At 72.0% G+C, this 25829-nt stretch carries 21 protein-coding genes and 2 pseudogenes; 6 read left to right on the plus strand and 17 right to left on the minus strand.

Annotated elements, in window-relative coordinates; all coding sequences use genetic code 11:
- Window positions 1–40: 40 nt before the first annotated feature.
- From ACFW22_RS19235 to ACFW22_RS19245, 3 genes are all read left to right on the plus strand, one after another.
- Window positions 41–265: a phosphopantetheine-binding protein gene (locus ACFW22_RS19235; RefSeq protein ID WP_386405780.1), complete on the plus strand. Its 225-nt coding sequence runs from the start codon at window positions 41–43 to the stop codon at window positions 263–265.
- A 71-nt stretch (window positions 266–336) separates the two neighbouring features.
- On the plus strand, window positions 337–1737 hold the full coding sequence (locus ACFW22_RS19240; RefSeq protein ID WP_386405927.1) for a condensation domain-containing protein: 1401 nt from the start codon (window positions 337–339) through the stop codon (window positions 1735–1737).
- A gap of 65 nt (window positions 1738–1802) precedes the next feature.
- Window positions 1803–3641 carry a N,N-dimethylformamidase beta subunit family domain-containing protein gene (locus tag ACFW22_RS19245; RefSeq protein ID WP_386405930.1) on the plus strand — a complete coding sequence of 613 codons (1839 nt, stop codon included), beginning with the start codon at window positions 1803–1805 and terminating at the stop codon, window positions 3639–3641.
- A 592-nt stretch (window positions 3642–4233) separates the two neighbouring features.
- Here the strand turns inward: ACFW22_RS19245 and ACFW22_RS19250 are convergent.
- The 5 genes from ACFW22_RS19250 to ACFW22_RS19270 all read right to left on the minus strand — a co-directional run bounded on the left by ACFW22_RS19250 (window position 4234) and on the right by ACFW22_RS19270 (window position 9887).
- Entirely contained in the window at window positions 4234–4440 is a 207-nt protein-coding gene (locus ACFW22_RS19250) for a hypothetical protein (RefSeq protein ID WP_386405783.1), read from the minus strand.
- A gap of 85 nt (window positions 4441–4525) precedes the next feature.
- A complete protein-coding gene (locus ACFW22_RS19255; protein WP_386405786.1) occupies window positions 4526–5467 on the minus strand; it encodes an alpha/beta fold hydrolase in 942 nt (313 codons plus the stop codon).
- A 452-nt stretch (window positions 5468–5919) separates the two neighbouring features.
- Window positions 5920–6324 (minus strand): transposase, encoded by a 405-nt coding sequence (locus tag ACFW22_RS19260; protein ID WP_386405789.1) that lies wholly within the window; start codon window positions 6322–6324, stop codon window positions 5920–5922.
- Between the two features lie 7 nt (window positions 6325–6331).
- On the minus strand, window positions 6332–6553 hold the full coding sequence (locus ACFW22_RS19265) for a transposase family protein (protein WP_386405792.1): 222 nt from the start codon (window positions 6551–6553) through the stop codon (window positions 6332–6334).
- Window positions 6554–7106: 553 nt separating this feature from the next.
- Window positions 7107–9887, minus strand: a complete 2781-nt coding sequence (locus ACFW22_RS19270) for an ATP-binding protein (protein WP_386405795.1) — start codon at window positions 9885–9887, stop codon at window positions 7107–7109.
- Window positions 9888–10092: 205 nt separating this feature from the next.
- Between ACFW22_RS19270 and ACFW22_RS19275 the strand changes: the two genes are divergently transcribed.
- The 3 genes from ACFW22_RS19275 (at window position 10093) to ACFW22_RS19285 (ending at window position 15113) form a co-directional block, all read left to right on the plus strand.
- Window positions 10093–12930: an AAA family ATPase gene (locus tag ACFW22_RS19275; protein WP_386405798.1), complete on the plus strand. Its 2838-nt coding sequence runs from the start codon at window positions 10093–10095 to the stop codon at window positions 12928–12930.
- Between the two features lie 96 nt (window positions 12931–13026).
- Window positions 13027–13965: an alpha/beta hydrolase gene (locus tag ACFW22_RS19280; protein ID WP_386405801.1), complete on the plus strand. Its 939-nt coding sequence runs from the start codon at window positions 13027–13029 to the stop codon at window positions 13963–13965.
- Between the two features lie 191 nt (window positions 13966–14156).
- Complete coding sequence (locus tag ACFW22_RS19285) at window positions 14157–15113, plus strand: helix-turn-helix domain-containing protein (RefSeq protein WP_386405804.1); 957 nt, start codon at window positions 14157–14159, stop codon at window positions 15111–15113.
- 65 nt (window positions 15114–15178) lie between these two features.
- Here the strand turns inward: ACFW22_RS19285 and ACFW22_RS19290 are convergent.
- The 12 genes and pseudogenes from ACFW22_RS19290 to ACFW22_RS19345 form a co-directional block, all read right to left on the minus strand.
- Window positions 15179–15792: pseudogene (locus ACFW22_RS19290) on the minus strand (CE1759 family FMN reductase).
- Window positions 15789–16115: pseudogene (locus ACFW22_RS19295) on the minus strand (5,10-methylene tetrahydromethanopterin reductase); the annotation flags it as partial. The pseudogenes ACFW22_RS19295 and ACFW22_RS19290, both read right to left, overlap by 4 nt.
- Window positions 16116–16266: 151 nt before the next feature.
- Window positions 16267–17103 (minus strand): alpha/beta fold hydrolase, encoded by an 837-nt coding sequence (locus ACFW22_RS19300; RefSeq protein ID WP_386405807.1) that lies wholly within the window; start codon window positions 17101–17103, stop codon window positions 16267–16269.
- Window positions 17104–17998: 895 nt separating this feature from the next.
- Window positions 17999–18313: a GNAT family N-acetyltransferase gene (locus tag ACFW22_RS19305; protein WP_386405810.1), complete on the minus strand. Its 315-nt coding sequence runs from the start codon at window positions 18311–18313 to the stop codon at window positions 17999–18001.
- 45 nt (window positions 18314–18358) lie between these two features.
- Window positions 18359–19093: a GPR1/FUN34/YaaH family transporter gene (locus ACFW22_RS19310; RefSeq protein WP_386405813.1), complete on the minus strand. Its 735-nt coding sequence runs from the start codon at window positions 19091–19093 to the stop codon at window positions 18359–18361.
- 14 nt (window positions 19094–19107) lie between these two features.
- On the minus strand, window positions 19108–20979 hold the full coding sequence (locus ACFW22_RS19315; protein ID WP_386405816.1) for an amidohydrolase: 1872 nt from the start codon (window positions 20977–20979) through the stop codon (window positions 19108–19110).
- Window positions 20980–20996: 17 nt separating this feature from the next.
- Window positions 20997–21950 (minus strand): alpha/beta hydrolase, encoded by a 954-nt coding sequence (locus ACFW22_RS19320; protein WP_386405819.1) that lies wholly within the window; start codon window positions 21948–21950, stop codon window positions 20997–20999.
- A gap of 62 nt (window positions 21951–22012) precedes the next feature.
- Window positions 22013–22414 (minus strand): alpha/beta fold hydrolase, encoded by a 402-nt coding sequence (locus ACFW22_RS19325; RefSeq protein WP_386405822.1) that lies wholly within the window; start codon window positions 22412–22414, stop codon window positions 22013–22015.
- 47 nt (window positions 22415–22461) lie between these two features.
- The gene (locus ACFW22_RS19330; RefSeq protein WP_386405825.1) at window positions 22462–23886 is read right to left on the minus strand and encodes a dihydrolipoyl dehydrogenase family protein; all 1425 of its coding nucleotides are present in this window, start codon (window positions 23884–23886) and stop codon (window positions 22462–22464) included.
- On the minus strand, window positions 23886–24464 hold the full coding sequence (locus ACFW22_RS19335; protein ID WP_386405828.1) for a Dps family protein: 579 nt from the start codon (window positions 24462–24464) through the stop codon (window positions 23886–23888). Before ACFW22_RS19335 ends, ACFW22_RS19330 begins: the two co-directional genes overlap by 1 nt.
- Window positions 24465–24556: 92 nt before the next feature.
- Window positions 24557–25066 carry a DoxX family protein gene (locus ACFW22_RS19340; protein ID WP_386405831.1) on the minus strand — a complete coding sequence of 170 codons (510 nt, stop codon included), beginning with the start codon at window positions 25064–25066 and terminating at the stop codon, window positions 24557–24559.
- A 5-nt stretch (window positions 25067–25071) separates the two neighbouring features.
- The gene (locus ACFW22_RS19345; protein WP_386405835.1) at window positions 25072–25734 is read right to left on the minus strand and encodes a hydrolase; all 663 of its coding nucleotides are present in this window, start codon (window positions 25732–25734) and stop codon (window positions 25072–25074) included.
- Window positions 25735–25829 lie beyond the last annotated feature (95 nt).

A 25829-nucleotide genomic window follows, 5' to 3' on the forward strand; every position in this document is an offset into this window, starting at 1 on the left:
CGACAGCACGGAGGCACTCCGTCCGCAGGTGGCCGCGCTCGTGTCGCGGTCCACCGACGGGTTGATCGGCGTACGGGAGCTGCTCGACTCCACCGAGCCGCTCGCCGCCCTCGGCGTCAGCTCGCTCTCCCTGCTGCGTCTGGTCGACGCCGTGGAGGAGACGTACGGCGTCTTCGTCGACCTCGGCGACCGCACCCTGCACACCGACGGCCTGCGCGGGCTCACGGAGCGGCTGATCCGGCTCGGCGCGGAGGCCACCCCGTGAGCCCCTCCGCCACCGGCGCCGCTCCGGAACGGCAGGCCGCGCCGGGGGACGGCCGCCTCCCGGACGAGGTCCTGGACGTCACCTTCGCCGGCGGTCGGGCGGGCGACGCCCCCCTCACATGGGGGCAGCTCGCCATCTGGAACGCGATCGGCCGGACCGCCCCCAACGACCACTACTTCAACCTCGGCCGGGTGCTGCCCCTCGCCGACCGGGGCGCCCCGGTGGACACCGCCCGCCTCAGCACGGCGCTCTCCACCCTGCTGGCGCGGCACGAGGCGCTGCGCACACGGGTGGTCGCCGAGGACGGCGAACCGGCGCAGCGGCTCCACGCGGAGGGGCGGGCCGAGCTCGTCGTGCGCGACGAGCCCGACCCGGACCGGACCGGGGAAACGGCCGCGGCGCTGCTGGCAGAGCTGTCCGGTCACCGGTTCGACTACGCGCAGGAGTGGCCGGTGCGGCTGGGCGCGGTGCGCAGCGACGGGCGGATCACCCACGTGGTGCTCGCCCTGTGCCATCTGGCCGCCGACGGGCACGCCGCCGAGATCCTGGTACGGGACCTCCGGCTGCTGGTCCGGCGCGGGACGGCCGGACCGGTCTGTCCGGAGACCCCGCTGGACCTCGCCCGGCACCAGCACGGTCCGGCCGGGCGCCGGGCGAGCGACGCGGCGCTCGCGCACTGGGAGCGCGGGCTGGCGCAGGTGCCGCCGACGATGTTCGCGGACCGGGTGGCGGAGCCCCTCCGGCCGCGCTTCTGGACGGGCCGGCTGGTCTCGGCGGCCCTGCCGCGCGCCGTGGACGCGCTGGCGGTCGCCCACGGGGTGAGCGGTTCCACGGTGCTGCTGACCGCGGCCGCGGCGCTGGTCGCGGCCGGCCAGGGGCACCGGGCCGCCGCGGTGATGCCGATCGCGGGCAATCGGGCGGCGGAGCGGCGGCGGACCCTGGTCAGCACGCTGTCGCAGGACGCGCTGTTCGTCCTGGCGCTGCCGGAGGACGCGACCGGCGAGGCGGTCTTCACGGATCTACTGGCCGAGGCGTGGCCCGCCGCGCTGGCCGGGTACCACGCCGCCGCCTACGATCCGGTCGGCTGGGACGCGCTGCTGGAGCGGGCGGCACGCGACCGGGGCGCCGAGGTCCATCCGTACTGCTGCTTCAACGACATGCGCCTGGTGGACCGGGCCGCGGCCACCGGCCCGGCACCCGCGGCAGCGGAGCTGGCGGAGCTGCGCCGCCGCACCGTCCTCGACTTCCCGGCGACGCAGGAACGGGTGGCCTGTCGCTACTGCCTCCACCTGACCGGCGACGCGGCCGCGCTGACCGTCACCCTCACGGCCGACACGGCCTATCTGCCGCCGGAGGCGATCCACGCCCACCTGCGGGGCATCGAGGAGGTCGTGGTCACGTCCGCCGCCGGCACGCCGCCGCGGCTCTCCCGGCTGGCCGGCCTCCTCGCGGGACCGGAGGCCCGCAGGTGAGCGGCGGGCGGGTGCCCCGGCCGCTCGCCCACGCCGACACGACGTCCTGTGCGCAGGGCGGACGGATGCGGTTCCACGTGGCGGCGGGAGACGGGGCCCGGTTCCGGGGCCGGGTGGTCGTCACGGACGTGGTGGGGGAGCGGGTCGTGGCGGAGGCCGGAGTCACGGGGTCGGGCTGGACCCTCGACGTACCGGAGACGTGGGCGAGTTCGCTGTACCGCGCGTCCTTCCACGACGCCCGTCCCGAGACGCCCGCCCCGGAGCGGGACGCCGAGCACGAGGTGTGGTTCGTCGTACGGGCCGCGCGGCCGGGCGCCGCCTCCTCCGTGCTCGTCTCCGTCCCCTTCCCGACGTGGCGGGCGTACCACCGGGCGGGCGAGCCCGGCCGGAGCATCTACTACGCGGAGCAGCCCACGCGGGCGGCACGGGTGTCCCTCGCCGCGCCGGGTGGCGGGCCGCCGCCGGAGCGGTGGGAGGAGCCGCTGCTGCGCTGGCTGCACCGGACCGGGCGCCCCGTCGAGTACTGCTCCGGCTTCGACCTGCACGAGGGGGCCGGACTCCTCGCGCCCTACCGGCTCCTGGTCGTGAACGGGCACGACGAGTACTGGACGGCGGAGATGCGGGACTCCGTCGAGGGGTTCGTGCGGCGCGGGGGGAACCTCGCCGTCTTCGCCGGCAACACCGCCTGGTGGCAGATCCGGCTGGAGGACGGGGGCCGCACGATGGTCTGCCACCGCGACGCCGCCGCCGATCCCGTCGCCGCCGTGGACCCGGCGCGGGCGACCGTCGAGTGGTCCAGCTTCCCCGTCGACCGGCCGGAGAACACGATGACCGGTGTCAGCTTCCGGCGGGGAGCCGGGGCGTGGGGCGACGGCATGGCGGTCATCGGCAGCGAGGCGTACACGGTCCGCTTCGCCGACCACTGGGTCTTCGAGGGCACCGGGCTGCGCGACGGGGACGCCTTCGCGCGCGGGGCGCTCGGGTACGAGACGGACGCGGCGGAGCTGGACTGGTCGGCCGGGGTGCCGCGGGCCACCGGCCGTGACGGGACGCCCCGGTCGTTCGCCGTGCTCGCCACCGCCGACCTGCGGCACTGGCGGACGTACGGGCAGGGCGGCTGGGCGACCATGGGCGTCTTCCGCGCCGGAGCGGGCACCGTCTTCAACGCCGCCACCATCAACTGGGGTCACGCGCTGCACGATCCGGTGGTCGACCGCGTCACGCGCAACGTCCTCGACCGGCTCTCGGACGCCGCCCCGGCCCCGTGCTGGCACTCCATCGGCCCGGCGCCCCGGCTGCGGGCGCTCACCGCGTGCGAGGGGTTGCTCTTCGCCGTGGCCGAGGACGGCCGGACGCTGCTCCACCGCGAGCCGTCCGAGCAGAACCTCCCGTGGACGCCGTGCCCACCGGCTGACGGCTCGTCACCCGAACTGCGCTGTCTGACCGCCCCGCGCGAGGCATCCCACCCGATGCCGCTGGCCCTGCTGGCGGTCACCGCGGACGACCGGTTGGTGCACCGGGCACCGGTGCCGGGCCCCGCCCCGTGGCTCCCAGCGGGTCGGGTGCCGGCGGGGACGACGGCCCTGGCGATGTGCGACACCAGCCTGTTCGCGGTCACCCCACACGACGACACCCTTCACGGGCGCCCGGCCGGCGACTTCGACGCGCCATGGCGACGGCTGGGCCCGGCGGGCAAGGCGTCGGCGCTGACCGTTCTCGGGGCCCGGCTCCACGCGGTGACCCCCGACGGTCTCCTCACCCGTCCTCCCGACCTCAGCGACGCGCCGTTCGCCCCCGCCACGCCTCCGGTTTCCTTCCCGCCCGCACGGGCCCTCGCTGCGTACGCGGGACGCCTGCTGGCAGTGACCGAGGACGACAGGCTGATCAGTCATCCAGGGAAATGAGGAGGGTACTCGGAGAGTGCACGAGAGCGGGAATACACGGGGTGGTTCTCGCCGGACTTGGACACCAGAGAGACCTGGATCTTGATGGCCCAGAAGAACGGAGTCCCCGTGGGGACGAAGCACCACCCCGCCGAGCTCAAGGCGGACGAGTTCGCGTTGCACCGGTAGAGGCCGGAGCACCGACCAAATCGGCCATCGCTGGTCTCGGAGCCGACACCGAGGGACTGCGGAACCGGATCCGGGCTGCCGCCGGACGCCTGCCCGGCTCCCGCTCGACGCAGCCCGCCGACTCGCAGGCCAGCGGGGAAGACGTTCAGGGCACGTTGACCGCAGCCCGGAAGAGAGTCCCCTAACGGGCGGAAGAACGCGACACCCTTCGCAAGGCGGCCCGGCATTTCGCGACGGGGACATGCTGATGAACCGCTGCCAGGCGGGCAGCCCGGGCAGGAGGGCGAGGGCGGCGGCGGAAAGTCCCGCAGTCGCCCTCGGGTCTTCCCGGACCGCCCGGAACAGCACGGCGACATCCATCGGGGCCGCCTGTGACAACGGGCAGGATCGGCGTGCATCGCCCTAACGAGAGTGACGTCTGCGCTCAGGCCACCGCAGGAGTCTCCATGCCGTGCTCGTCCGGATGCCGCTCCCTGCATGCCCTGAGCGCCTGCCGTCGTCGGCTCTCCCTAGCCATGGCGTACACCGGCTTCCCGAAGGCTCCCGCCGTCAGCAGGTCGAGATCGCCTGGCGTGAACAGTACGTCGCAGAAGGGCACGAGCGCTTCGTCGGAGTACGAGAACTGGCTCATGAGCAGCTACCCCTTCGCCGCGGCGTTGGCGTCGGCGCCGCCGCCAAGCAACCGCCGCACACTTTCTTCGCTACGCCCGATCCGCTCATCCGGTGCTCCTTCCTGGCGCCGGGCCGGCGGCCCGGGGGGCCGGAAGGTGGTTCGAGGAGAGCTGCTCGACCCGCGTGCAGTAAGGCAGTCCGTGCAGCGGCTCATCGGCCAGGAAGCGGGTCACCAGGTCGATGATCTCCGTCGGCCGTTCCAGGAAGAGCATGTGGTCGCTCTCTGCGACTTCCGCGAACCACCCTTTGCCGCACGCCACCGCCATGCGACGACACTGCGCCGGGGTGGTGAAGGCGTCATGCTCCCCTGTCACGGTCAAGGTCGGGGCCTGCACCTGCACGCTCGTGTCGAGCTCCGCGTGATGCAGCAGGCGCAGCGTATTGGAGCTCACCTGAACGGCCTCGGCGTCGGTGAGGGCGGTCAGGCGACGCAGGAGGAATCGACGGACCCGCGAGCCGTTGGTGATCCCGTCGAGGCGCTCCGGATTCATCAGGATGTCGACCGCGGCACGGGCGTACTCGTCCATCCTGCCGGCGTCCAGGAAGGCCAGCGCACGCTCCATGGCCTCACGGGAATGCTCGGGAATGGCCGCCATGGTGCCGACCAGGACCATCCGTCTGACCCGGTGGGGATGGCGCTGGGCGATGCGGTAGGCGATGGCGCTTCCGTAAGAGCCACCCACCACATTGACCTGCCGCAGACCGCTCTCATCGAGTATGTGGCAGACGGCGTCCGCCAGCACGTCCACGCTCTGCCCTGCGGGCAGGGGGTCGGCCATGCCCCAGCCGGGCGGGTCGACGGTGAGGACGTCCATGTTCCTCAGGAGCAGCTTCTCGCAGCGCCCCCACGTCTCCTTGTTCTGGAAGGCGCCGCCGATGAGCAGCAGCGGGCCCAGTCGGGGAGAGGCCGCCCGCACCAGTCGCGACTCGCAGCGCAACCCGTCCCAGCGGTGCTGGCGTACCAGTACCGGACGCTGTATCGGCAAGGACCCGACCGGATTGTGCGGTGAGGAGAGAGGCATTGCGGGGTTCCCATCAGGTGAGTGAAGAAAGCGCCGGGAAGCAGCGATACGCGAAGTCGTCGCCCGGACGGTCACAGATCTGCCCGACCCTTCCCATCGGCACCATTTGTCCCGCCCTCGGAACTCAACGAGCTTCGACATCCAAAGGCACGCAGACCGCTGCAAACGGCAACGGCTTCCATAGGGGCGCCCGGTCCCGCGTGCCCTCATGCTTCCCGTGCCCCGTCGCCGGCCCGCAGCAGCCGAACCGGAAGGTTGCCGCCATCTCCTGGGGCCGATCCGGGTCCTTCCACATGAGCACGGTGTCGATGGCTCTGACCGGTGGCGTTAGCTGTGGGCAGGTTGCCCCAGGCGGCTTAACGAGCTCGTGCACGGTAAGCGGTGAGACGTCGAGGACGTCTGGCGGGGCTCGACGCTCACGCCTGTTGTGCGGGAGTCAGGTCCACTGCCTGCTGGTGGGACAGCAGGTCGGCGACGGCCTGGGCGGTGTCGCCGATGTGTCGGCGGCGGCCGAGGTGGCGGGCCAGTGCCCGCCGGTTCTTCAGGTGGGCGATGCCGTGCTCGAACCGGATGCGGTGTGAGGAGTGTGCCTTGCCATGTCGTTCATGCATCTCCTCGTACCGGTAGGGGGCGTCCTTCTCGGACTTGCGGTGCGGTGGTGTGACCACGTGTCCGCCGGTCCGGGCGCCGAGGCCCTGGTATCCGACATCGGCAAGAACCTCGACCGCGGGCCCGTCGACCAGGAGCCTGACCAGCCCTAACCGGCGGTCGTGGGTGATGTCCGCGCAGCTTCCGGGCCCGGTTGGACCACACCACAGCACGCGACCTTCACTGTCCGTGACCGCCATGGAATCGACGGCGTTCTGCACTGACGGTGCACCCCCGCTCGGCGAGCAAGGGCCGCACCTCGCCAATGGCTCGGGTGATGGTGCAGCGGTCCTCGCCGAACCAATGGGCCAGCACATTGCGGGCAACCCCGTGACGAAGACGGACCAGTTTGGCCAGCAGGCGGTCGACGAAGACCAGGCGGTGTTGCGCACCGCCGTCCACGGCCCGCTTCCACGATCGGGAAGCGAGCCTGGCGTCGTGACGCTCATGCCACAACAGCCCCAGCCCAGCGATAGGTTCAGCGATCATTCCGGCCGACAACCCTGTGACCCGGCGGTTTCCGATAATTGCTGCACGCGTCACATTCCCCACCACCCGAGCATGATCAACTGTCACAGACCGACGTCTCACCGCTTACCGTGCACGAGCTCGCTGGTGGTCCCCGCGCGAGCGGGGGTGCAAGGGTCACAACTCGCTTTTCCTCGTGGCCATAAGGGGCGGAACTGAGCGGCTGTCGCCCTTCGGTGCGAGCTGCTCCCGCATGGCGGTCGTTCTTCGGGGGAGGGACGAGGCCGACCAAGATCCGGTCCATACCCGGACCAGCAGCCTGCAGCCGGGCCAAGCCGTGGCCGTTTCCGCTGGTCAGAAGCCATGCGAGGCGTGTACCACCGGCACTCGAAGAATTTGCTGGTGAGCTACTCCCCGAAGAAGCTCGGCTTCTTCTGAGCTTCTTCGACGTCGGGGTTCTGCCGGGGCCGTGCTCACCTCAGGCGCTTCAGCGACCGAGGGCGTCCCGCAATTGGGCGCGCCCCGTGATGCCGAGCTTCGGGAAGATCTTGTGCAGGTGGAAGCCGATGGTGCGAGGGGACAGGTAGAGCCGGGCGCCGATGTCCCGGTTCGTCAGTCCTTCCGCAGCCAGTTGGGCGATCTTCAGCTCCTGCGGCGTCAGGCCGGCCACGGCCTCCGGGACGGTGGAGTCCACCACGGTGACACCCGCTGCGCGGAGTTCGGCGGTGGCGCGCTCGATCCACGGGCGGGCGTCGAGCAGCTCGAAGACTTCCAGGGCGGCAGCAAACAGGGGGCGCGCCTCCGCGGCCCGTCGGCGGCGTCGCAGCCATTCTGCGAAGTCCAGCTGTGTGAGGGCGCGTTCGAAGGACCAGTGCGCGCCCTCGGCGTCGGCGAGTGCCGCAAGGAAGTGTGGCTCGGCGTCGTCGGGCGGGCTCAGCAGAGCCGTGGCGCGGTGCACGATCGCGTTCAGTCGACTGGAGCGGGGCGATCCCAGGATGCCCTCAGCCGCTCGGAGCACGGCACGGGCGTCGTCCGTCTGACCGACGCGCACGGCGGCCGCGGCGAGGTCGGCGAGGTGGTAGAGGGAGGCGTGTTGGTGCACGGGGGCGGGCGGGGAATCCTGGGTGAAGACGCGACGGAGGTGCTCGTACGCCGCCTGGTGGTCGCCTTCCGCGAGCGCCGCCATGCCGAGGGCCTGGCAGTGACGGACGTACAGACTTCGGGACTTGCGCAGTTCGATGCCGCGGACGGCCTGAGCGGCGAGCTCCCGCGCGCCGGTGTGGTCGCCTCGGACGGCACGCAGCGTGGCCTGGAGGATCGGTGCCCCCACGGCGACGTTCTCCGCGCCGGCTTCCGCGGCCAGGGAGAATGCCTCCTCGGCCGCGGATCCGGCGGCCGTCCATGCTCCGCTGTCGAATTGGGCGAGGGCGAGGGTCTGGGTGACCGTGCAGTTGGTGCCGGCCGTGGCGACCGGACGGAAGTGGTCCATGGCCCGGCCGAGGAGCCGTATGGACAGGTCGGTCTCGTCAAGGACCCACGCAACGGCGCCGAGCACGATGAGTTCGCCGAGCGTGGCGGGATCCGCGAGCGGGCCTTCCCATGAGGTGCCCACCACGTCGTGCAGGCGTCGCAGCGCCTTCTCCCGGTCCGTGAAGGGGGCGGCGACCGCCTCCACCCACAGCCGGTCGATCCGGTCAGGCTGCAGCGGGATCAGATCGCCGATGCGCTGGAGTTCGGCGCGGTAGAAGGGGTCGCCGGAGTTGTAGGCCGGGGTCGCCGCCGTTCCCAGCGCGTCCAGCGCCAGCCCGGGTGCAGTTGTGGCCATGGATTCTGCCACGGGCAGCAGGAATCCGAGGGCGTCCTGATGACGGAGCGTGACGGACAGCGACCAGCCTCCGCACAGGGATGCCTGGGCGAGGAGTTCGGGGTCGTTCGTCAGGGTGCCCACGCGGACCGCGATCTCGCCCACCCACTGCGGGTAGCCGGCGTACATGGCGGAGACGGCGGCGGCGAGCAGGCGTCCGGCGCGGCGCTCCGCGTCCGGGGTGAGTTCGGCCGACCGTTCGAGCGCGGTGGCCGCGGCCGCGTATCCGCCGCGGCGCCGGGAGCGCTCGGCGCTCTGTGCCAGGACGTCGGCGACCTCCTCGTCCGGGCCGAAAGCGGCAGCGGCCAGGTGCCAGGCCCGGCGGTCGGGCTCGTGGGCGAACGCGGCGGCGAGTGCCAGGTGGGCCTCGCGGCGGTCGGCGAAGGAGGCGGCCTGATGGATCGCGAAGCGGATGAGCGGGTGGCGCAGCCGGACGTCACCGTTCTCGACCCGTACGAGCCCGGCCTCCTCGGCCGGCCGCCAGACTTCGGGGTCCTCCAGGCCCGGGACGGCGTACAGCACGTCGGAGAGCCGGTCGGTGCCGGCGGCCGCGGCCAGGAGCAGCGCGTGGCGGGTCTGCTGCGGAAGGCCGGGCAGGTCCGCGGCGAACAGGCGCTCGAGCCTGGTGGTGAGGGGGAGGGATTCGATCGCGCCGGGCCGCTGGAGGCCCGGTCCCTTGGCGAACGCCCGCGCGAGTTCGATGAGGGCGAGCGGGTTCCCGGCGGCCTGTTCGATGATCTGGGCCCGGACCTTGCCGCGCGGCGGGTTCGGCTGCTCGTCCAGCACGAGGCCGGCCTCCGCCCCGTCGAGGGGGCGGGTCGCCAGATGGGGGAAGTCGCGGTCGAAACGCGCCGGTACCGACTCCTCCCGTGCCGCGAGCAGCAGGGCCATCGGCTCGCCCTCCAGACGCCTCGCGACGAACGCCAGTACGTCCAGGGAGCCGACGTCCAGCCACTGGGCGTCGTCGACGACGAGGAGCAGGGGCCGTTCCGTGGCCGCCTCCGAGAGCAGGGTGAGCACACCGGACCTGATCACGAGTGGCTCGGGGATCTGTCCGCCGTCGCCGTCGTCCATGCCGAACGCGTGCCGCAGGGCTTCGCGCTGACGCGTCGGCAGCCGGTCGATGCCGCGGAGCACGGGGCGCAGCAGTTGGTGGACTCCCGCGAAGTCGAGGCCCTGTTCACCCTCGCAGCCGCGTACCCGGAGCGCCCGTCTGCCGCGCACCGCGGCCACGTCGGCGGCGTGGTCGAGAAGGGTGCTCTTGCCGGCGCCCGGCTCACCGGTCAGCACGAGCACCTTCGAGCCGGGGCCGTCCACGGCCTCGACCAGTCTGTCGATCCACTCCAGCTCACGGGCCCTGCCCTGGATACCCCGCGTTCGTGCCTCGACGGCGCCGACGTCCATGCTCTCCCTCGTCCGCCCCACGGCTGACCCGGACCGCCCAGTGGAACGGGGTCGACCGTGAAGTGCCTGTTCACAGCGTTGATGCCATCCTGCCAGGCTCTCCTCCGGCATGACTGGTCACATGACAGAAGCGCGCCGTTCTGCGTCCTGACAACATCCCCGCAGGGGCGTGAACCAGCCGCCCCGCGCGGGGAGTCGGAGTGCGATGACGGAGTGGGAAGCGGGACGCGCGGCTGTGCCGGTCGGCCGTGACGAGGAGATCGACCTGATCCGGCGCTGCCTTGACGTACGTTGCGGGCCGCAGGGTCTGCTCGTGCTCGGGGAGACCGGCACCGGCAGGTCCCGGTTGTTGCGGTTCGCCGAGGAAGCGGCCTCGACGCACGGGGCCCGGGTCCTTTCGGCGCGGGGCTGGGGCGGGGAGGAACCGGCACCGTTCAGCTCGCTGCACCGACTGCTGCTGCCGGTCCTCGACGTACCGGACCTCTTTCCAGAAGACCGGTGGACCGTGCTCCACACCGCCTTCGGTCCGGATGCGGGAGCCGGGCCGCAAGAGCGACGAGCGCTCGGTGTCGTCGTGCTGGCCGTGCTCACCCGGCTCGCCCGGACGACCCCGATCCTGGTGGCGGTGGACGACGCACAGGACTGCGACGACGCCTCCCTGGACGTGCTGTTCTCCGTACGACGGCAGCTCACCAACCAGGCGGTGACCATGCTCTTCACCGCACGCGGCACAGCTCCCCCGCCCGGAGTCCCGGGCGACCTTCCCGTCCTGCGGCTCGGCCCGCTGTCCCCCGGGGCGGCGGCCCGGCTCCTGGACGCACAACCCGATGCGCCTCGGGGGCGGCTCCGCATTGACCTGCTACGGCAGGCGGAGGGCAATCCGCTGGCGATCGTCGAGCTGAACCGGGCGTCACGCGTCGGCGCCGGGCCGGCCTCTGCCCCGGGGGTGCTCACCTCGCGCCTGGACGCCCTCCCCGAGGGCACGCGGCGCGCGCTGCTCTATGCCTCCGCCGCGCTGAAAGAGGAAGAACTCCCCGTCGTGATGGCCGCCTTGGGCACCGACGACCTCACGGTGTGGACCCCGGCGGAGGAAACCGACCTGATCGGCATCGCCGACGGCCGCATCGCGTTCGGTCACCCGCTGACGCGTGCGGCGGCGTTCCACCGGCAGCCCGCGAAGCTGCGGCAGCGGGCCCACCGGGACCTGGCAGCGGCGGCGGTACAGAGTCCGGCGTACCGGGCCTGGCATCTGGCCGCGGCCGCGATCGGTCCCGACGAGGCCGTGGCCTGCGCCCTGGAGCGGGCGACCGCCGTCCACGCCCTGCGTGGGGGCGACCGCTTCGCCTCGGCGAAGGCGCTGGAACAGGCGGCGCGGCTCAGCGGGACCGACGCGGACCGGGCCCGCCGCCTCGCCGCGGCCATGGCTGCGGCGAGCGATCTCGGGAATCCCGAGTGGGTCCGCGACCTGTACGCGGAGTTCTCCCGGATCAACCGCGACCCGGACCTGCGATGCGTCGCCGTCTGCGCCATGGCCGGCGCGCTGTCGCTGCTCTCGTTCCAACGAGAGGCCTTCGGGCTCCTCCTCGACCTGTCGCGGCACTCTCCCCCGCGTACCACCAACGCCTCCCTCTCGCTCACCGCGCTCGCGGCGGCGATCGCCCACCAGTCCGGCCTGCCCGAGCACCGGGCGGAGTTGCCGCGCCTGCTCGACCACACCAGGCAAGTGGTCCGGGAGATGCCCGATACGCGGGACGACCGTGCCGATCGCTCCGGTGCCGTGACGCCCGCCGAGCAGGTGGGGCCCCTGGACCGGGGTGGCTTCGCCGGGCTCACCGGCCCTGGAGTGCCGGCCGCCATGGACGCCTACGTGTCGGTGTGCATCGGGGAACACGGCGGCGACAAGGCCCGCCAGGCGCCCGTCGCGCTGCCCGGACCGCTCGACGGCCCGGCTTCACTGGCCCGGCTGCTGGCCGACGCCTCGGTGGCGTACTACAGCGACGAGTCGGAGCTGTGCGCAGAGATGCACCGACAGGCAAGCACGGTGCCCGGTGCCTCCTGGGCATGGGGCCCGCGCGTGTGGGCTCTGCCGAGCCACGTGGACACCCTCATCGCCATGGGCCGCTGGCCTGAGGCCCAGACCCTGATCGAAGAGGGGCGCTCCGAGGCGGCCGTCCACCGGTTGACCCGTGTCGACATGGACCTCGAAGCACTGGAGGTGACGCTGCGCGCATTGCGCGGCGACAGTCTGCCGGACGTCCCGTTCACCAGCCCGCACTGGCGCTCCGTCAACCTCGGTGAGAACCGCGCCACCAGGGCCAGGATGCTGCGCGCCGGCGGGCTCCACGCACTGGCCCTGGGAGACGCGGAGCGCGCGTTCCGTCACTTCAGGGCCCTGTTCGGCGAGGACGGATCGCCGATCGTCCCCTTCCTGGCCCCCCGTTCGATCGGCGAACTGGCGGCCGTCGCACAGCGCGTCGACCGAAAGGAGGAGGCATCACGCGCCCTCGGTGCGGTGCGGGCGGGGCTGGGCGAGCGGCCGACGACCCGCATGACGCTCCTGATGCACCACGCGGCCGCCCTCGTCGACGAGGGCGCGAACCCCGAGCATCACTTCCGGCTGGCTCTGGTCAACCCCGCGGCGGACACGTGGCCGCTGGAACGGGCCCAGGCCCGTCTGCACTACGCGATCTGGCTGCGCAGGCGTCGAAGGCCCTTGGAGGCCCGTGCCCAGCTGACGGCGGTCCTCGAGGTGGCGGTGCGGCTCGGCGCCCGGGCCCTCGCGGACGCGGCCCGCGGCGAGCTGCGCGCGGCGGGTGCCGTCGGCGTCTCCGCGTCCGCTTCCGGCGCCGCTGAACGGATGGCCGAGCTGACGGCCCAACAGCAGCAGATAGCGCGGCTCGCCGCGGGTGGTCTGTCGAACCGCGAGATCGGCGAGCGGCTGTTCCTCTCGCCGCGTACGGTGGGCTCGCACCTCTACAACGTCTATCCCAAGCTCGGCATCAGCAGTCGCCATCAGCTCCGGGACCTCCTGCACGACAACTGACCTGCGATGAACACTCCCCCAGAGAGGTCCGAACGAGAGGCGGAACGCATGCGGCCGGACCCCCCGTGGGAGGCGCGCGCCGGGCAACCGTCGCCCGTGGTTCTGGATCCTCTGGTGCGGCGCCTCCTCGACGCTTCGGCGACACCGCCGTTTCTCCACGAGCTGGAACCGGAGACCGCCCGTCAGGCGCTGCGGGAGTCCCAGGGCGACCGGATCGTCGACTTCGACGTGGACGCCACCTTCCACGCGGCGCCCGTGGGACCCACCGGTCTGGTCGGCTTCTGGATCTTCCGACCCACCGGTGTGGTGGGCCGGCCCCCCGTCATGCTCTACGTCCACGGCGGCCGTTGGATGCTGGGCGAAGCCGAGACGCACGCGTGGCTCGTCAGCGAGCTGGTACGCCACGCGGGCGTCGCGGCCGTCGTTCCCGAGTACAGCCGCACGCCCGAGAGCCGCTATCCGGTCGCCCTCGAGGAGTGCTACGCCTTGTTGACCCGGGCGTGCGGGCAGGCTGAGCCGCTCGGACTCGACACCGACCGGCTCGCGGTCGCCGGCGACTGCGCGGGGGCCACCCTGGCCACGGCACTCACCCTCCTTGCGCGGGCGCGCGGGGGTCCGGGGATCCGCGCCCAACTGTTGTACTACCCACTGACCGACGCCCGCTGCGACAGCCCGTCGCAGCGGCGGTTCGCGACGGGATATCTGCTCACCCGGGAGGCCGTGCGGTCCTACTGGCGGCAGTACGTGGTCGATCCCCTGCAGCGCGACGAGCCGACCGCGTCCCCGCTGCGGGCGAGTACGCCCGCGCTGACGGGGCTGCCACCGGCGCTGGTCGTCAGTGCGGAGGCCGATGCGACCCGTGACGAAGCGGAGGAGTACGCGGACCGGCTGCGCCGGGCCGGTGTCGCCGCGACTGCGGCACGGTTCCAGGGCACGGTCCACGACTTCGCTTCCCTGACCGCGCTGCGCGACAGCCCGCCGACGCGGGCCGCGGTTCGGCTCGGTGCCATGTTCCTGCGCAAGCATCTGTGGTGAGGGCGACCGCGGGACACTCTGCTGGTTCCTGACACGCCCGAGGGGAGCGGGCCGGGGCGCTGGACGAGTCGGGTACTGGGCAAGTGCACCAGTCGGGTGACTGATGGCACCGTAGGCAAGTGCTCCGAGGATGGACCTCGTTCCCGACGCTCTTCGGAGAGCGTCCGCCCGACCATGCCCGAGGGGTCGCGATGTCCGTCGTCCTGTCCACGCTGCCGCTCTCACCGTCCGAGCGGGCGGACTACTGGCGCAGTGTGGTCTCCGACACCTTCATTCCGCTGGACGTCGTGCTGCACGAGCGCGAGCCCTCGGTGGGGACGATCACCACCGATCGGCTCGGGCCGCTCCAGTTCTCGGTGGTCGAGGCCGGTCCGCAGACGGTGTCGCGGCACGCCGCCTTGATCTCCCGGGGCGGAGGAGAGTACCTGACCGTCACCCTCCAGCACCGGGGAACGGGACGGCTCACCCAGGACGGGGTCGAGACCCTCGTCCAGCCCGGCACCTTCACCTGTTCCGACGCCGGTCGACCGTATCGGAGGGAGCAGCCGGACGACTTCCGTTTCACGGCGATCCGGGTGCCGAAGAGTGTGCTGGGTGTGTCGGACGCAGACCTGCGGGCCATCACCGGGACCGTGTTCGACGGTCGCGGCGGCACGTCCGGAGTCGTTGCCGGATATCTTGAACACCTGGCGGATCGGGCCGCCGGGTTCGATCCGTACACTGGGCGGCAACTCGCGATGACCGCTGCGGATCTGCTGACGGTGTTGGTGCGTGAACGTCAGGGCCGGCTGAACCCCCATGCGTCGGAGGTGGCCCGCGGCATGCTGGTGCGTGTCAAGGAGTACGTCCTGCGGCACCTGGCCGACCCCGACCTCTCTCCGGAGAGGATCGCGGCCGCGCACCACATGTCCGTCCGGTATCTGCACAAACTCTTCCAGCCGGAAGGGACCACGGTGAGCCGTTGGATCCGTCGCGAGCGCCTGGAGAGGTGCCGACGGGAGCTGTCCCGGTCGTCGCGGACGGCACCTGCCGTGTCGGCGGTGGCCCAGCGCTGGGGATTCACGAACCCGTCCCACTTCAGTCGTGCCTTCCGCACCGCGTACGGGATGTCGCCCCGGGAATGGCAGTCGAGCACGCGCGCCGCATGAACCGGTGCGCGTGCTCGAGAATTCGTTCTCAGCATGGCCATGCACAGGTGTGAGACTCCTCGGACTCACTCCAAGCGCAGGTCGGCGAGTTGCCGTTCAAGGACGGTCACGTCGTCCTCGGGCTCGGCCCGGGGCGGGCGGGCCGCCATGAGCGCGGCCGGCTCGCCGCCCGCCCGCCGGACGCGCGCGGGCAGGCCGTCGGTGTCCCCGTCTCCACCCGGCCCCAGTCCTCGGACGCCGCGTACACCGCGGTGGGAACGACGGCGGCGCGCAGATGGGCGAAGAGCGGTCGCAGGGCGTGCTCCAGGACCAGGGAATGGCGGGCGGTACCGCCCGTCGCCGCGACCAGGACCGGCTGCCCGGCGAAAGCGTCCGGGGCGATCACGTCGAAGAAGGACTTGAACGGCCCGCTGGAGGAGGCCGTGAACACCGGAGTCACGGCTATCAGGCCGTCGGCTCCCGTCGCCGCCTCGATCGCGGCGGCGAGCCGCGGCGGTGCGAAGCCGGTCGCCAAGTGGTTGGCGACGTCGCCGGCGAGTGCACTCAGTTCGACGACCTCGATCGATACGGTGTGGCCCCGGTCGGCGAGTCCGTCGCGGGCCGCCTCGGCCGGGCGATCGGCGAGCAGGCGGGGGGAGGAGGGCGTGCTCAGCCCCGCGGAAACGACGGTCAGCCTCATGCGGCGGTCGCTCCCCGCTGCGTCGCGGCGGCGGTGACCCGCGCCGGGTGCGTCGGCGCGTCCGGCACGTCCGCAGGACGCCCGTTCGCGAACTCCTTGCGCAGCACGGGCACGAATTCTTCGCCGAGGATGTCGAGTTGCTCCAGGACGGTCTTGAGGGGCAGGCCCGCGTGGTCCATCAGGAAGAGCTGGCGCTGGTAGTCGCCGACGTTCTCCCGGAAGGGGAGAGTCCGTTCGATGACCTGCTGAGGAGAGCCCACCGTGAGCGGGGTCTGCTCGGTGAAGCCCTCCAGGGACGGGCCGTGGCCGTACACGGGCGCGTTTGGTGGGGTCGGGGGTCACGTCCCCGACGGTGAATATGCCGAACTGCACGGGTGTCGGCTCTCCTGAGCTCGTGTGGTTCTCGCGTCGGGAACCACGGAACCGGGTGACGCCGGGGGCTCCGGTGTCACCCGGTGGGTCGATGAGGTGACGTCACTTCGCCAGGAAGGCGAGGAGGGCGGTGTTGACCTCCTCCGCGTGCGTCCACAGCAGGCCGTGCGGGGCGCCCTCGATCTCGACGTAGTCGGCGGAGGGAAGAGCCTTGTGGAAGGGGCGCGCGGTGCCCTCGGCAGGCAGGATGCGGTCGGCCGTGCCGTGCAGGATCAGGGCGGGCACGTCGACGGACGGGATGTCGGCGCGGAAGTCGGTGTACCAGGTCGACGGCGCGGCGGACGCGGCGAAGAAGCCACCTCCGGCAGCGGTGTGCCAGCTGTTGCGGACCGCTTCCTCGCTGATCCGGATGCCCAGATTCTCGTCGAGGTTGTAGAAGTCGTTGAAGAAGGCGGTGTAGTAGGCGTAGCGGTCGGCCTTCACGGCGGCGACGACTCCGTCGAAGAACTCCTTCGGGGCGACGCCGTCCGGGTTGTCGTCGGTCTTGAGCAGGCAGGGCTCGAGGGAGGCCAGGAAGGCGACCTTGGCGACGCGGGCGGAGCCGTACGTGGACACGTATCGGGCGACCTCGCCGGTGCCCATGGAGAAGCCGACGAGGACGGCGTCCTGCAGGTCGAGGGCCTCCATCACCGTGTTGAGGTCGGCCGCGAAGGTGTCGTAGTCGTAACCGGTCGTCGGCTGGGAGGACCGTCCGAATCCGCGCCGGTCGTACGTGATCACCCGGTGGCCGGCATCGAGCAGCGCGGCGCTCTGCCGCTCCCAGGAGTGGCCGTCGAGCGGGAAGCCGTGGATGAGGACGACCGGCCGGCCCGTGCCGTGGTCCTCGTAGTAGAGGTCGATGGCAGTGGCGTTCTCCTGGCCCACGGTGATGTACGGCATGGGATGTCTCCTCGATACGAAGTAGCTGGTCCGCGCCTCGGTTCGGAGCGGAACGCCGTCACGCTACGGCCGCGAAATCGCCTTCTGTTGCCTCCCCACGCACCACACCTTGCCGATGGGCGCAGCGTTCTGCCGCACGGCGCCCGACGTGCCGCACGCTCCCGCGATTCCTGCCCGTGGTTCTGCTTGGAGACGGAAACGGCCCGCTGCTCGGCTGTGAGGTGCGGGCGGAAACGCGGGCCTCTCGCCCGTCGCCCCGGAGTCACTTCCTGGGCGGAGAGCAAGGTGAGCCCGGTGAACAGCCCGTCGCCCCGAAGGGCGACATTCACCGCGCACGGTAGGTGTCGGCGAAGTGCCCATTCACCGGACAGTCGGGCGCATCGAGGAAGGCGATGGTGTGCTGGTGCTGGACCGGGAATTCCTCGCCGCGGCCGAGCAGTCCGAGGCAGGTGCCGTGGGTCGCTCCAACGGGGCCAGCCCCTGCCAGGAAGCCGGCGGCGCCCCGCACTCGGGCTTGAACCGGCGGTCGGCGCCCCACACCGGCACCTGCCCGTCGGCACTGGCCCGTACCGCCGCGTCACGGAGCAGCGCCGGCTCCACTCGGCGCCCCGTGAAGTCGCCCGCCGATCGCGACGGCACGGCCGTAGCCGGCAGCGCGTTCCGCTCCCCGGCACCAATGGCCCGGACGCTCACGCCCCACGCCGAAGGCCGTGCGGGGCCCACCCCGAGGGGCGGACCCCGCACGGCCTTCGAACCGGGCCTCGGCTCAGTGGGCGGTGGACCGGACCGCGTCCTGGATCAGCTCGGCCACGGCCTTCGGCCGGGAGGGCAATGTCGGGGCACGGGAGAACTCCTCGGTGTGTGCGGGGATTCTCGGAGGCGGGCCCGTGGCGCTTCAGAGGCCGAACCGGGCGCGGCGGGCCTCGGGCACCAGCTCGGTGTACTCGGGATGCTTGCCGATCCACCCCCGGATGAAGGGGCAGTACGGCAGGACGTGCAGCCCGCGGGTCCGGGCGTCGTCGAGGGCGCTCCGGGCGAGCAGCCCGCCCAGGCCCTGACCGGCGAACCGGGTGGCGATCTCGGTGTGGATGAAGGCGATCTCGTCCTCCGAGAGGTGGTACTCGGCGAAGCCCGCGGTCTCGGTGCCGTCGTCGCCGGCGAGGACCTCGTACCGGGACTTCTCGGGCCGGTCCGTCACCTGCGGTTCCATGGGTGCTCCTGTGCGGTCGTCGGTGCGACGGGGTCGGTGGGGTGGTCAGAGCGTGCGGCGCACGCCCGCCTGGCGTTCCAGGTTGCGGAGCTGGACGGCCAGGTCGCCTTCGACGGCGAGGTGGGCGGGGCCGCTGCGGCCGATCGGCAGGACCTCCTCGCTGCGCATGTCCTCGAGCATCAGGGCGAACGCCGTGTACATCGCGACGAGCGCCACCACGAGGCCGAGCGCACCGGACGTGCGCGTCAGCCATTCCGTGCCGGTGATGCCCCCGAGGCCGGTGGCCGCCCAGCGGGGCAGGGAGACCACCAGCACGAACCACAGCGCACGCTTGGGCCGGGTCACGGCGGTCATCAGCGCTCCGAAGCAGAGGAGTGCCAGGTTGAACACGCCGAGGACCTGAAGGCCGTCGGCCACGCCGCTGAGCATGACGAGCGAGTAGGGCAGCCAGCTGCCGGCGAACACCGCCATCAGCGTCGCCGCGATCACGTCACGGGCTCCGAAGGCCAGGACGCTCACCAGGAGTTGGAGGGCAAAGGCCGGCAGCACCGTGAGGGCGACGGCGCCACGGGCCGCCTCGTCGAAGAGCCCGAGTTGCAGGCAGCCCGTCATCACGGAGGCGATGGCTATCGTGAAGAAGCCGAGCGGCATGGGCGAGGCGATGGGGCGCAGGGTGATCCGGGTCATCGACCGGAGGTCCGGTTCGAAGCGGCGTTCCTGGGGCGCGTCCGGCGGGGTGGCCTGGGCGCCGCCGTCGGCGGCGGGGGAGGCTGTGCTCATCGTGTGGATCTCTCTCAGTGCTCGAAGCAGGGGTCGACGAACGGCGGCTGCGTCTCGGGAACGGAGCCGCGCCCGACGCGCCACCGACGGTGCTGCTCGGACTCGGCCACGGCCTCGGCCACGAGCGACGCCTGACGGGCACCTCCCTGACCCGACTGGTAGCCGCCGAAGTGGGCCACAGGGCTCCACTCCGGGCTGATCGGCGGAACGGCCTCGTCGAGTCCCTCGTACTCCGCGCTCGCATGGACGATCCGGCCGCCGACGACCGTGAACACGGACTCGATGCCGGGGATGACGTCTTCGGACACGGTCAGAAAGTCGTCGGACAGGATCGCGAGGTCGCCGTACCAGCCCTCACGCAGGCTTCCCTTGACGTCCTGCTCGCCGGTGAGCCGCGCTCCCCCACGGGTGTAAAGACCGAGGGCGGTCTCCCGGTCGATCAGGTTCCCGGCCGGGGAGAGCGCCGTGCCGCCGACGGTCCTGCCGGTCACCAGCCAGTGCAGCGCGATCCAGGGGTTGTACGAGGAGACGCGGGTGGCGTCGGTTCCGGCAGCAACGGTCAGGCCCCGGTCGAGCATGGCGCGGACCGGCGGGGCGTGGGCGGCGGCCTCGGCTCCGTACCGGTCGCGGAAGGCAGTGCCCTGGAAGGACATGCGGTTCTGGACGGACAAGGCACCGCCGAGGGCGGCGATCCGGTCCAGGCTGTCGGCCGAGACCGTCTCCGCGTGGTCGAAGAGCCAGCGGTTGCCACCGGGGAAGAGGCCTTCCGCCGCGAGCTTCTCGAAGACGGTCAGATCGCGGCGGATCGTCTCGTCGTACGTCGCGTGGAGCCGGAAGCCCCAGCCGTTCTCCAGCAGGAGCCGGACGGCCAGCTCGAACTCCGGTTCGTAACCGCCAAGTTCGGGACGGGGTTCGGAGAAGTTCTCGAAGTCGGCGGCGGCCCAGGTCAGGTTCTCGCCCGCGCCGTTCAGGCGGAGCCACTCGTCCCCGTCCCCGGGCTTCACCATCTCGGTCCAGCGCTTCAGATCGGCGAGCTCCTGCCCGGCCGTCTGCGGGAAGAGGTGGTAGGCGATCCGCAGGGACAGCTCGCCCGACCTGGCGAGGTCGACGACGGTGGCGTAGTTGTCGGGGAAGTTCTGGAACCCACCCGCGGCGTCGACCGCCGAGGTCAGCCCGAAGCGGTTCAACTCGCGCAGGAAGTGCCGCGTCGACGTCCGCTTGTCGGCCTCGTCGAGGGCCGGCGCCTTGGCCAGGGTCGAGTACAGGATGAGCGCGCTCGGCGCGGCGAGGAGGACCCCGTTGGGCTGGCCGTCCCTGCCCCGTACGATCTGGCCGCCGCGGGGATCGGGGGTCTCCCGGGTGAATCCGGCGGCGCGCACCGCGGCCCGGTTCATCAGCGCCGACTGGTACAGGTGCAGGACGAAGACCGGGGTGTCGGGGGCGGCGGCGTTCAGCTCGGCGACGGTCGGCATCCTGCGCTCGGTGAATTGCTCGGCGGTCCAGCCGCCGACGACCCGGATCCACTGCCCCTTGGGGGTGCGGCCGGCCTGCTCCCGCAGCATCGCGAGGGCGTGGCGGAGGCTGCGCACCCCGTCCCAGCGGAGCTCCAGGACGTAGTTCAGGCCTCCCCTGATGACGTGCAGGTGCGAGTCATTGAGGCCGGGGATCACCCGGCGGCCCAGGGCGTCCACGACCTTCGTGCCCGGCCCGACGAGGAGGGCGAGGTCGTGGTCGTCGCCGAGCGCCGCGACCCGGCCGTCGCGGATCGCGACGGCACGGGCCTCGGGACGGGCAGGGTCTCCGGTGAACACCTTCGCGTTGCGGACGAGGAGGTCGGCCGGTACGGATTCCCGGCGGGGGCCGGGGACGAGGCCAGCCACGGGCATGCTCGTCGACGGCCCGGTCATGCGAGGGCCTTGCGCAGGGTTTCGGTGGCGAGACCGATGGCGAGTTCGGCGGCCTGCGTCTCGCGCAGCGCGTTCAGCATCACGAAGTCGTGGATGACTCCCAGGACGCGCAGGGCGGTGACGGGGACACCGGCGGCGAGGAGCTTCGCCGCGTACGCCTCGCCCTCGTCGCGCAGGACGTCGGCCTCGGCGGTGATGACCAGGGCGGGCGGCAGGCCGGTGAGCTGCTCGGTGGTGGCCCGCAGCGGCGAGGCGGTGATCTGGGCGCGCTCGGCCTCTTCGGTCGTGTACTGGTCCCAGAACCACTTCATGGCGTCGCGGCGCAGGAAGTAGCCCTCGGCGAAGTCGTGGTACGAGTCGGTGTCGAAGCGCGCGTCGGTGACCGGGTAGAAGAGGACCTGGTGGGTGATGTGGACGTCGCCGCGCTGCTTGGCCATGAGAGTGAGGGCGGCGGTCATGTTGCCGCCGACGGAGTCGCCCACGACGGCGATCCGGGTGCCGTCGAGGTCCTTGTGGTGTCCCTCGCGGGCGATCCATTGGGCGACGCTGTAGTTCTGCTCGATGGCGACGGGGTAGCGGGCCTCGGGCGAGAGGTCGTACTCGGGGAAGACGACGGCCGCCCCTGTGCCGACGGCGAGTTCGCGGACGAGCCGGTCGTGGGTGTGGGCGTTGCCGAAGACCCAGCCGGCGCCGTGGATGTAGAGGATGACGGGGAGGGAGCCGGTGACGCCGCGCGGGCGCACGATCCGGGCGCGGACGTCGCCGGTGGGACCGCCATGGACGGTGACCCATTCGTCGTCGACGGCGGGCAGCGGGACGCCCTCCCCGCTCTGGACGTCGTCCACGGCCTTCCGGCCGTCGGCCACGGGGATCTCGTAGAGGTACGGCGGATGGGCGGTGGCGTCGGCGAATGCCTGGGCGGCGGGTTCGAGGGTCGGTCGGTTGGGCATGAGGGCGCTCCTTCGAGGGGTGTGCTGGGCGGGTTGTGTGCGTCGGCTTCCGCTGGGCGGGTTCAGTGAGTGCTGCGCGCGGCGTCGAGGATCACGTCCGTGACCACGGTCGGGCGGGAGACCGGCACGGCGTGCGACGCGTCGACCTCGGTGATGTGCGAGCCGGCGCGCCGGGCCATCCACCGCTCGGCGGCGGGCGGGACGTTCTTGTCGGCGGTGGCGACCAGCGCCCGGGACGAGACCGTCTTCCACGCCGCTTCCCCGGCCTTATCCTCCAGGGCGAAGGTGGACACAGGGCGCTGGGTCGCGGCCATGACCGCCGCGTCGGCGGCGGGGACGTCCGCGGCGAACTGGCGGCGGTACTTGCCCTGGTCGATGGAAGCATCAACGAGGTTCCTTGTCAGGTGCTTGTGCAGGGCGGGCGCGAAGGGACGGGCTGCTGTCGCGCCAAAGGCCTTACGCATCAAGGGCCGTACGCGTCGGAGGCGGTGTACGTCGGAGGCCGTACGTGTCAGAGGCCGTACGCCTCGAGGAGACGCAGCCAGATCTCGCTGACCGTCGGAAATGCGGGGACGGCGTGCCAGAGACGCTCGAGCGGGACTTCTCCCACGATGGCGACGGTGGCCGTGTGGATCAGTTCGGTCGCCATCGGGCCGGTGAACGTGCAGCCGACCACGACCCCTCGGGTCTCGTCGACGACGAGCTTCGCGAAGCCGCGGTAGCCGTCCGCGTGGAGCGCGGCACCGGCGACGTCGTCGACGCGGTACTCCACCGCGCGCACCACGAGACCCGCTTCGCGTGCGGCGCGTTCCGTGAGACCGACGCTCGCGACCTCGGGACGGGTGAAGACGGCCTGGGGAACGGCCGCTCGGTCGGCCCGCGCACTCCACGCCGGCCAGCCTCCTGTGTCGGCCGGCCTGCCTGCGGCACGCTCAGCGATCGCGGCGGCGCAGACACGGGCCTGGTACTTGGCCATATGGGTCAGCGGCGCACGGCGGTTGACGTCGCCGACGGCGTAGAGCCAGCCTCCCTCGACCGAGGTGACCCGACAGGTGTCGTCGACGGGCAGCCAGTCGCCGACGGGCAGTCCGACGGTCTCCAGGCCGAGGTCGGCCGTGCGCGGGCGACGACCCACGGCGGCAAGGACCTCGTCGCAGGCCAGGGCGGTGCCGTCGTCGGTCTCCACAGTCACGGTACGAGTGGTCCCGTCACGGGCGACCCGGACGGCCGACGCTCCGAAGCGGATCGTGACGCCCAGATCGCCCAGCCCCCGGGTGACCTCTTCGCCGGCGCACGGCTCCCAGCCGGTGAGCAGCGTCTGGTCGCGGACGAGGAGCGTGACGGAGGCGCCGAGCGAGCGCCACGCGGTGGCCATCTCGCAGGCCACCACTCCCCCGCCGATGACGACGAGCCTCGCGGGCACCGCGTCGGCGGTGGTGGCCTGCCGATTGGTCCAGACTCCGATCCGGGCGAGCCCTTCGACCGAGGGAAGCGAGGGCTCCGTGCCGGTGCAGACCGCCACCGCACGTCGGGCCCCCAGGGTGCGGACCGTGCCGTCGGCCCGGGTCACTTCCACCCGGCGCTCACCGGCGAGCCGCCCGTGTCCCCGAACGAGCGCGATGCCCGCGCCGTCGAGCCAGTCGGCCTGGCCGGTGTCGTCACCGCGTCCGGTGAAGCGGTCGCGGCGGGCCAGCACCCGCACCGGGTCGAGCGCCGCCGTGACCACCTGCCGGGCCCCGTCGACCGAGCGGGCCTCCGACCGAGCGGCGCCGGGACGCAGCAGGGCCTTGCTCGGCACGCAGGCACGGTAGGAGCACTCTCCGCCGACCGCCTCCGCCTCCACGACGACGGCGGTCAGCCCCGCCCGGACGGCGCGGGCGGCGACAACCTCGCCGGCCGGCCCGCCGCCGACCACGACGACGTCGTACGTGTCCATCAGCCGTGCACCAGAGGGGTGTCCACGAGGTGCTCGGCCAGGAACCACACGTGCGCCTCACCGGTGCGGATGACGTCAGAGACGAGCAGGTCGGCGCTCCCCTCGTCGCCCTCCTGGGAGAGCCGGGCGGCAGCGTCGCGGGCGTCGACCAGGATCCGCTCGTGCGCGTCGAGGAGCCTGGACAGCATGACGGGCACCGGCTCGACGCCGTCCGGCGGACGCGGGATCGCCGTCAGCTCCGCGACGTGGCGCGGGTCCCCGACGGCGACGCCGCCGAGGCTCTGGACCCGCTCGGCCAGCGCGTCCACGATGGCCAGTTGGGTCTCTGCGTGCTTGTCCAGCATCAGGTGGAGCGAGTAGAAGGTCGCCCCGCGCATGAGCCAGTGGTGCTTCTTGTAGAGGGAGTGGAGGATCTGCGTGTCGGCGAGGACGCGGTTCAGCCGCTGGCAGGCGTACATGCGGGTGTCGTGGCCGAGGCCGATCGGCAACTGCTTGAGCGTGCCGAACGCCTGGGTTTCGGCACCCTTCTGGTGCAGTAGCGGCTGGCCGCCGCCGTGCGGATTCGTGAGGGTGTCCATCAAGTACTCCAGTACGGGGAGAAGTGGGTGGGTGGGCCCGGCCGCCCGGTCGGGGGTGCACAGCCGGCCGGACCCGGTCTGGGTGCTTGCGCTCAGCGATCGGCGATCGCCGGGGCGGGGGGAGTCCGGCGCAGGAGGAGCCGGGTGAGGAGTCCGCTGCCGAGACCGGACACGAGCGCGAGGGCGGCCCACCACAGCGGGTACGGCGCGAAACCCAGGAGCGCGTCGAGGGACCAGGCGCCGGGTCCGGTGGCGGCGAGGGCGACGGCCGTGCCGATGAGGACGAGCGGGTACTCGTACCCGTCGTTCTGCACCCAGAGCCCGTGGCGCCACTTCACGGTGAGGGCGACGGTCATGACACCGATGGCGCCGGTCGCGGCGAGCGGGGTGAGGAGGCCGGCCGCGAGCAGCAGGCCTGAGCCGATCTGACCACCGCCCGCAGCCAGAGCGGTGAGGACACCGCCTCGGAAGCCGTCCGCGCGGAACTCCTCGGTGCCGCCCTCGATTCCCTTGCCGCCCAGGTGCGAGCTGACCTTCTGCACACCGTGGCCGGCGACGAGCAGTCCCACCAGCAGACGCAGGATCAGCATGCCGGTGTCCACGGGTGTCAGCCGGCCGCGTGTGCGCCGATGACCGACTGCGCGTATACGACGCCCAGGCCGTACGCGCCCGCGTGGGCCTTGACGATCTCCATGACGTCGCCGTACGTCTCCTGGCGCGCCCAGTCGCGCTGCAGCTCCAGAAGGACCTGGACCCAGGTCACCGGGACGGCGCCGGCAGCGATCATCCGCTGCAGCGCGTGCTCGTGGGCGGCCGGGCTGACACCACCGGAGGCGTCCGTCACGACGTACACCTCGTAGCCCTGCTCGAGGGCCGAGAGCGCGGGCAGCACCAGGCAGACCTCGGTCCACAGACCCGACAGGATGATCTTCTTGCGACCGGTCGCCTTCACCGCGGCGACGAGCGCCTCGTCCTCCCAGGCGTTCATGGTGGTGCGGTCGACGATCTCGTTCTGGGGGAACACCTCGGCGAGCTGCGGCAGCAGGGGGCCCGAGAAGGACTCGGCGGCAACCGTGGTCAGGACGGCCGGAACGTCGAACGCCTTGGCCGCCTTGGCAAGACCCACAGTGCTGTTGATGATCGCGGCACGGTCGCCGCTACCGGTGCCGAAGAACATCTGCGGCTGGTGGTCCACGAAGAGCATGACCGAGTTGCCTGGCGTGAGCAGGTCCTTGCTCGGGGCGGCCTGCACCTTGTCGACGTCGAACATGAGGTGTCCTTTCGAAACCATCGGAAACGTGCCCACCGCCTTCGCGGCCCGGCACTTCTTCACGCTACGAGCGCCCCGAACGACCGAGTTGACCT

The sequence above is a fragment of the Streptomyces sp. NPDC058872 genome (genome assembly GCF_042743065.1).
Taxonomy (GTDB): Bacteria; Actinomycetota; Actinomycetes; order Streptomycetales; family Streptomycetaceae; genus Streptomyces.

Bases quoted from the DNA above. Each gene is read 5' to 3' on its own strand.
- ACFW22_RS19270 (WP_386405795.1), bottom strand. From the start codon at position 9,887: ATGGACGTCGGCGCCGTCGAGGCACGAACGCGGGGTATCCAGGGCAGG.
- ACFW22_RS19300 (WP_386405807.1), bottom strand. From the start codon at position 17,103: ATGCCGTACATCACCGTGGGCCAGGAGAACGCCACTGCCATCGACCTC.
- ACFW22_RS19250 (WP_386405783.1), bottom strand. From the start codon at position 4,440: ATGAGCCAGTTCTCGTACTCCGACGAAGCGCTCGTGCCCTTCTGCGAC.
- ACFW22_RS19285 (WP_386405804.1), top strand. From the start codon at position 14,157: ATGTCCGTCGTCCTGTCCACGCTGCCGCTCTCACCGTCCGAGCGGGCG.
- ACFW22_RS19320 (WP_386405819.1), bottom strand. From the start codon at position 21,950: ATGCCCAACCGACCGACCCTCGAACCCGCCGCCCAGGCATTCGCCGAC.
- ACFW22_RS19325 (WP_386405822.1), bottom strand. From the start codon at position 22,414: ATGCGTAAGGCCTTTGGCGCGACAGCAGCCCGTCCCTTCGCGCCCGCC.
- ACFW22_RS19335 (WP_386405828.1), bottom strand. From the start codon at position 24,464: ATGGACACCCTCACGAATCCGCACGGCGGCGGCCAGCCGCTACTGCAC.
- ACFW22_RS19275 (WP_386405798.1), top strand. From the start codon at position 10,093: ATGACGGAGTGGGAAGCGGGACGCGCGGCTGTGCCGGTCGGCCGTGAC.
- ACFW22_RS19330 (WP_386405825.1), bottom strand. From the start codon at position 23,886: ATGGACACGTACGACGTCGTCGTGGTCGGCGGCGGGCCGGCCGGCGAG.
- ACFW22_RS19310 (WP_386405813.1), bottom strand. From the start codon at position 19,093: ATGAGCACAGCCTCCCCCGCCGCCGACGGCGGCGCCCAGGCCACCCCG.
- ACFW22_RS19315 (WP_386405816.1), bottom strand. From the start codon at position 20,979: ATGCCCGTGGCTGGCCTCGTCCCCGGCCCCCGCCGGGAATCCGTACCG.
- ACFW22_RS19345 (WP_386405835.1), bottom strand. From the start codon at position 25,734: ATGTTCGACGTCGACAAGGTGCAGGCCGCCCCGAGCAAGGACCTGCTC.
- ACFW22_RS19245 (WP_386405930.1), top strand. From the start codon at position 1,803: ATGCGGTTCCACGTGGCGGCGGGAGACGGGGCCCGGTTCCGGGGCCGG.
- ACFW22_RS19305 (WP_386405810.1), bottom strand. From the start codon at position 18,313: ATGGAACCGCAGGTGACGGACCGGCCCGAGAAGTCCCGGTACGAGGTC.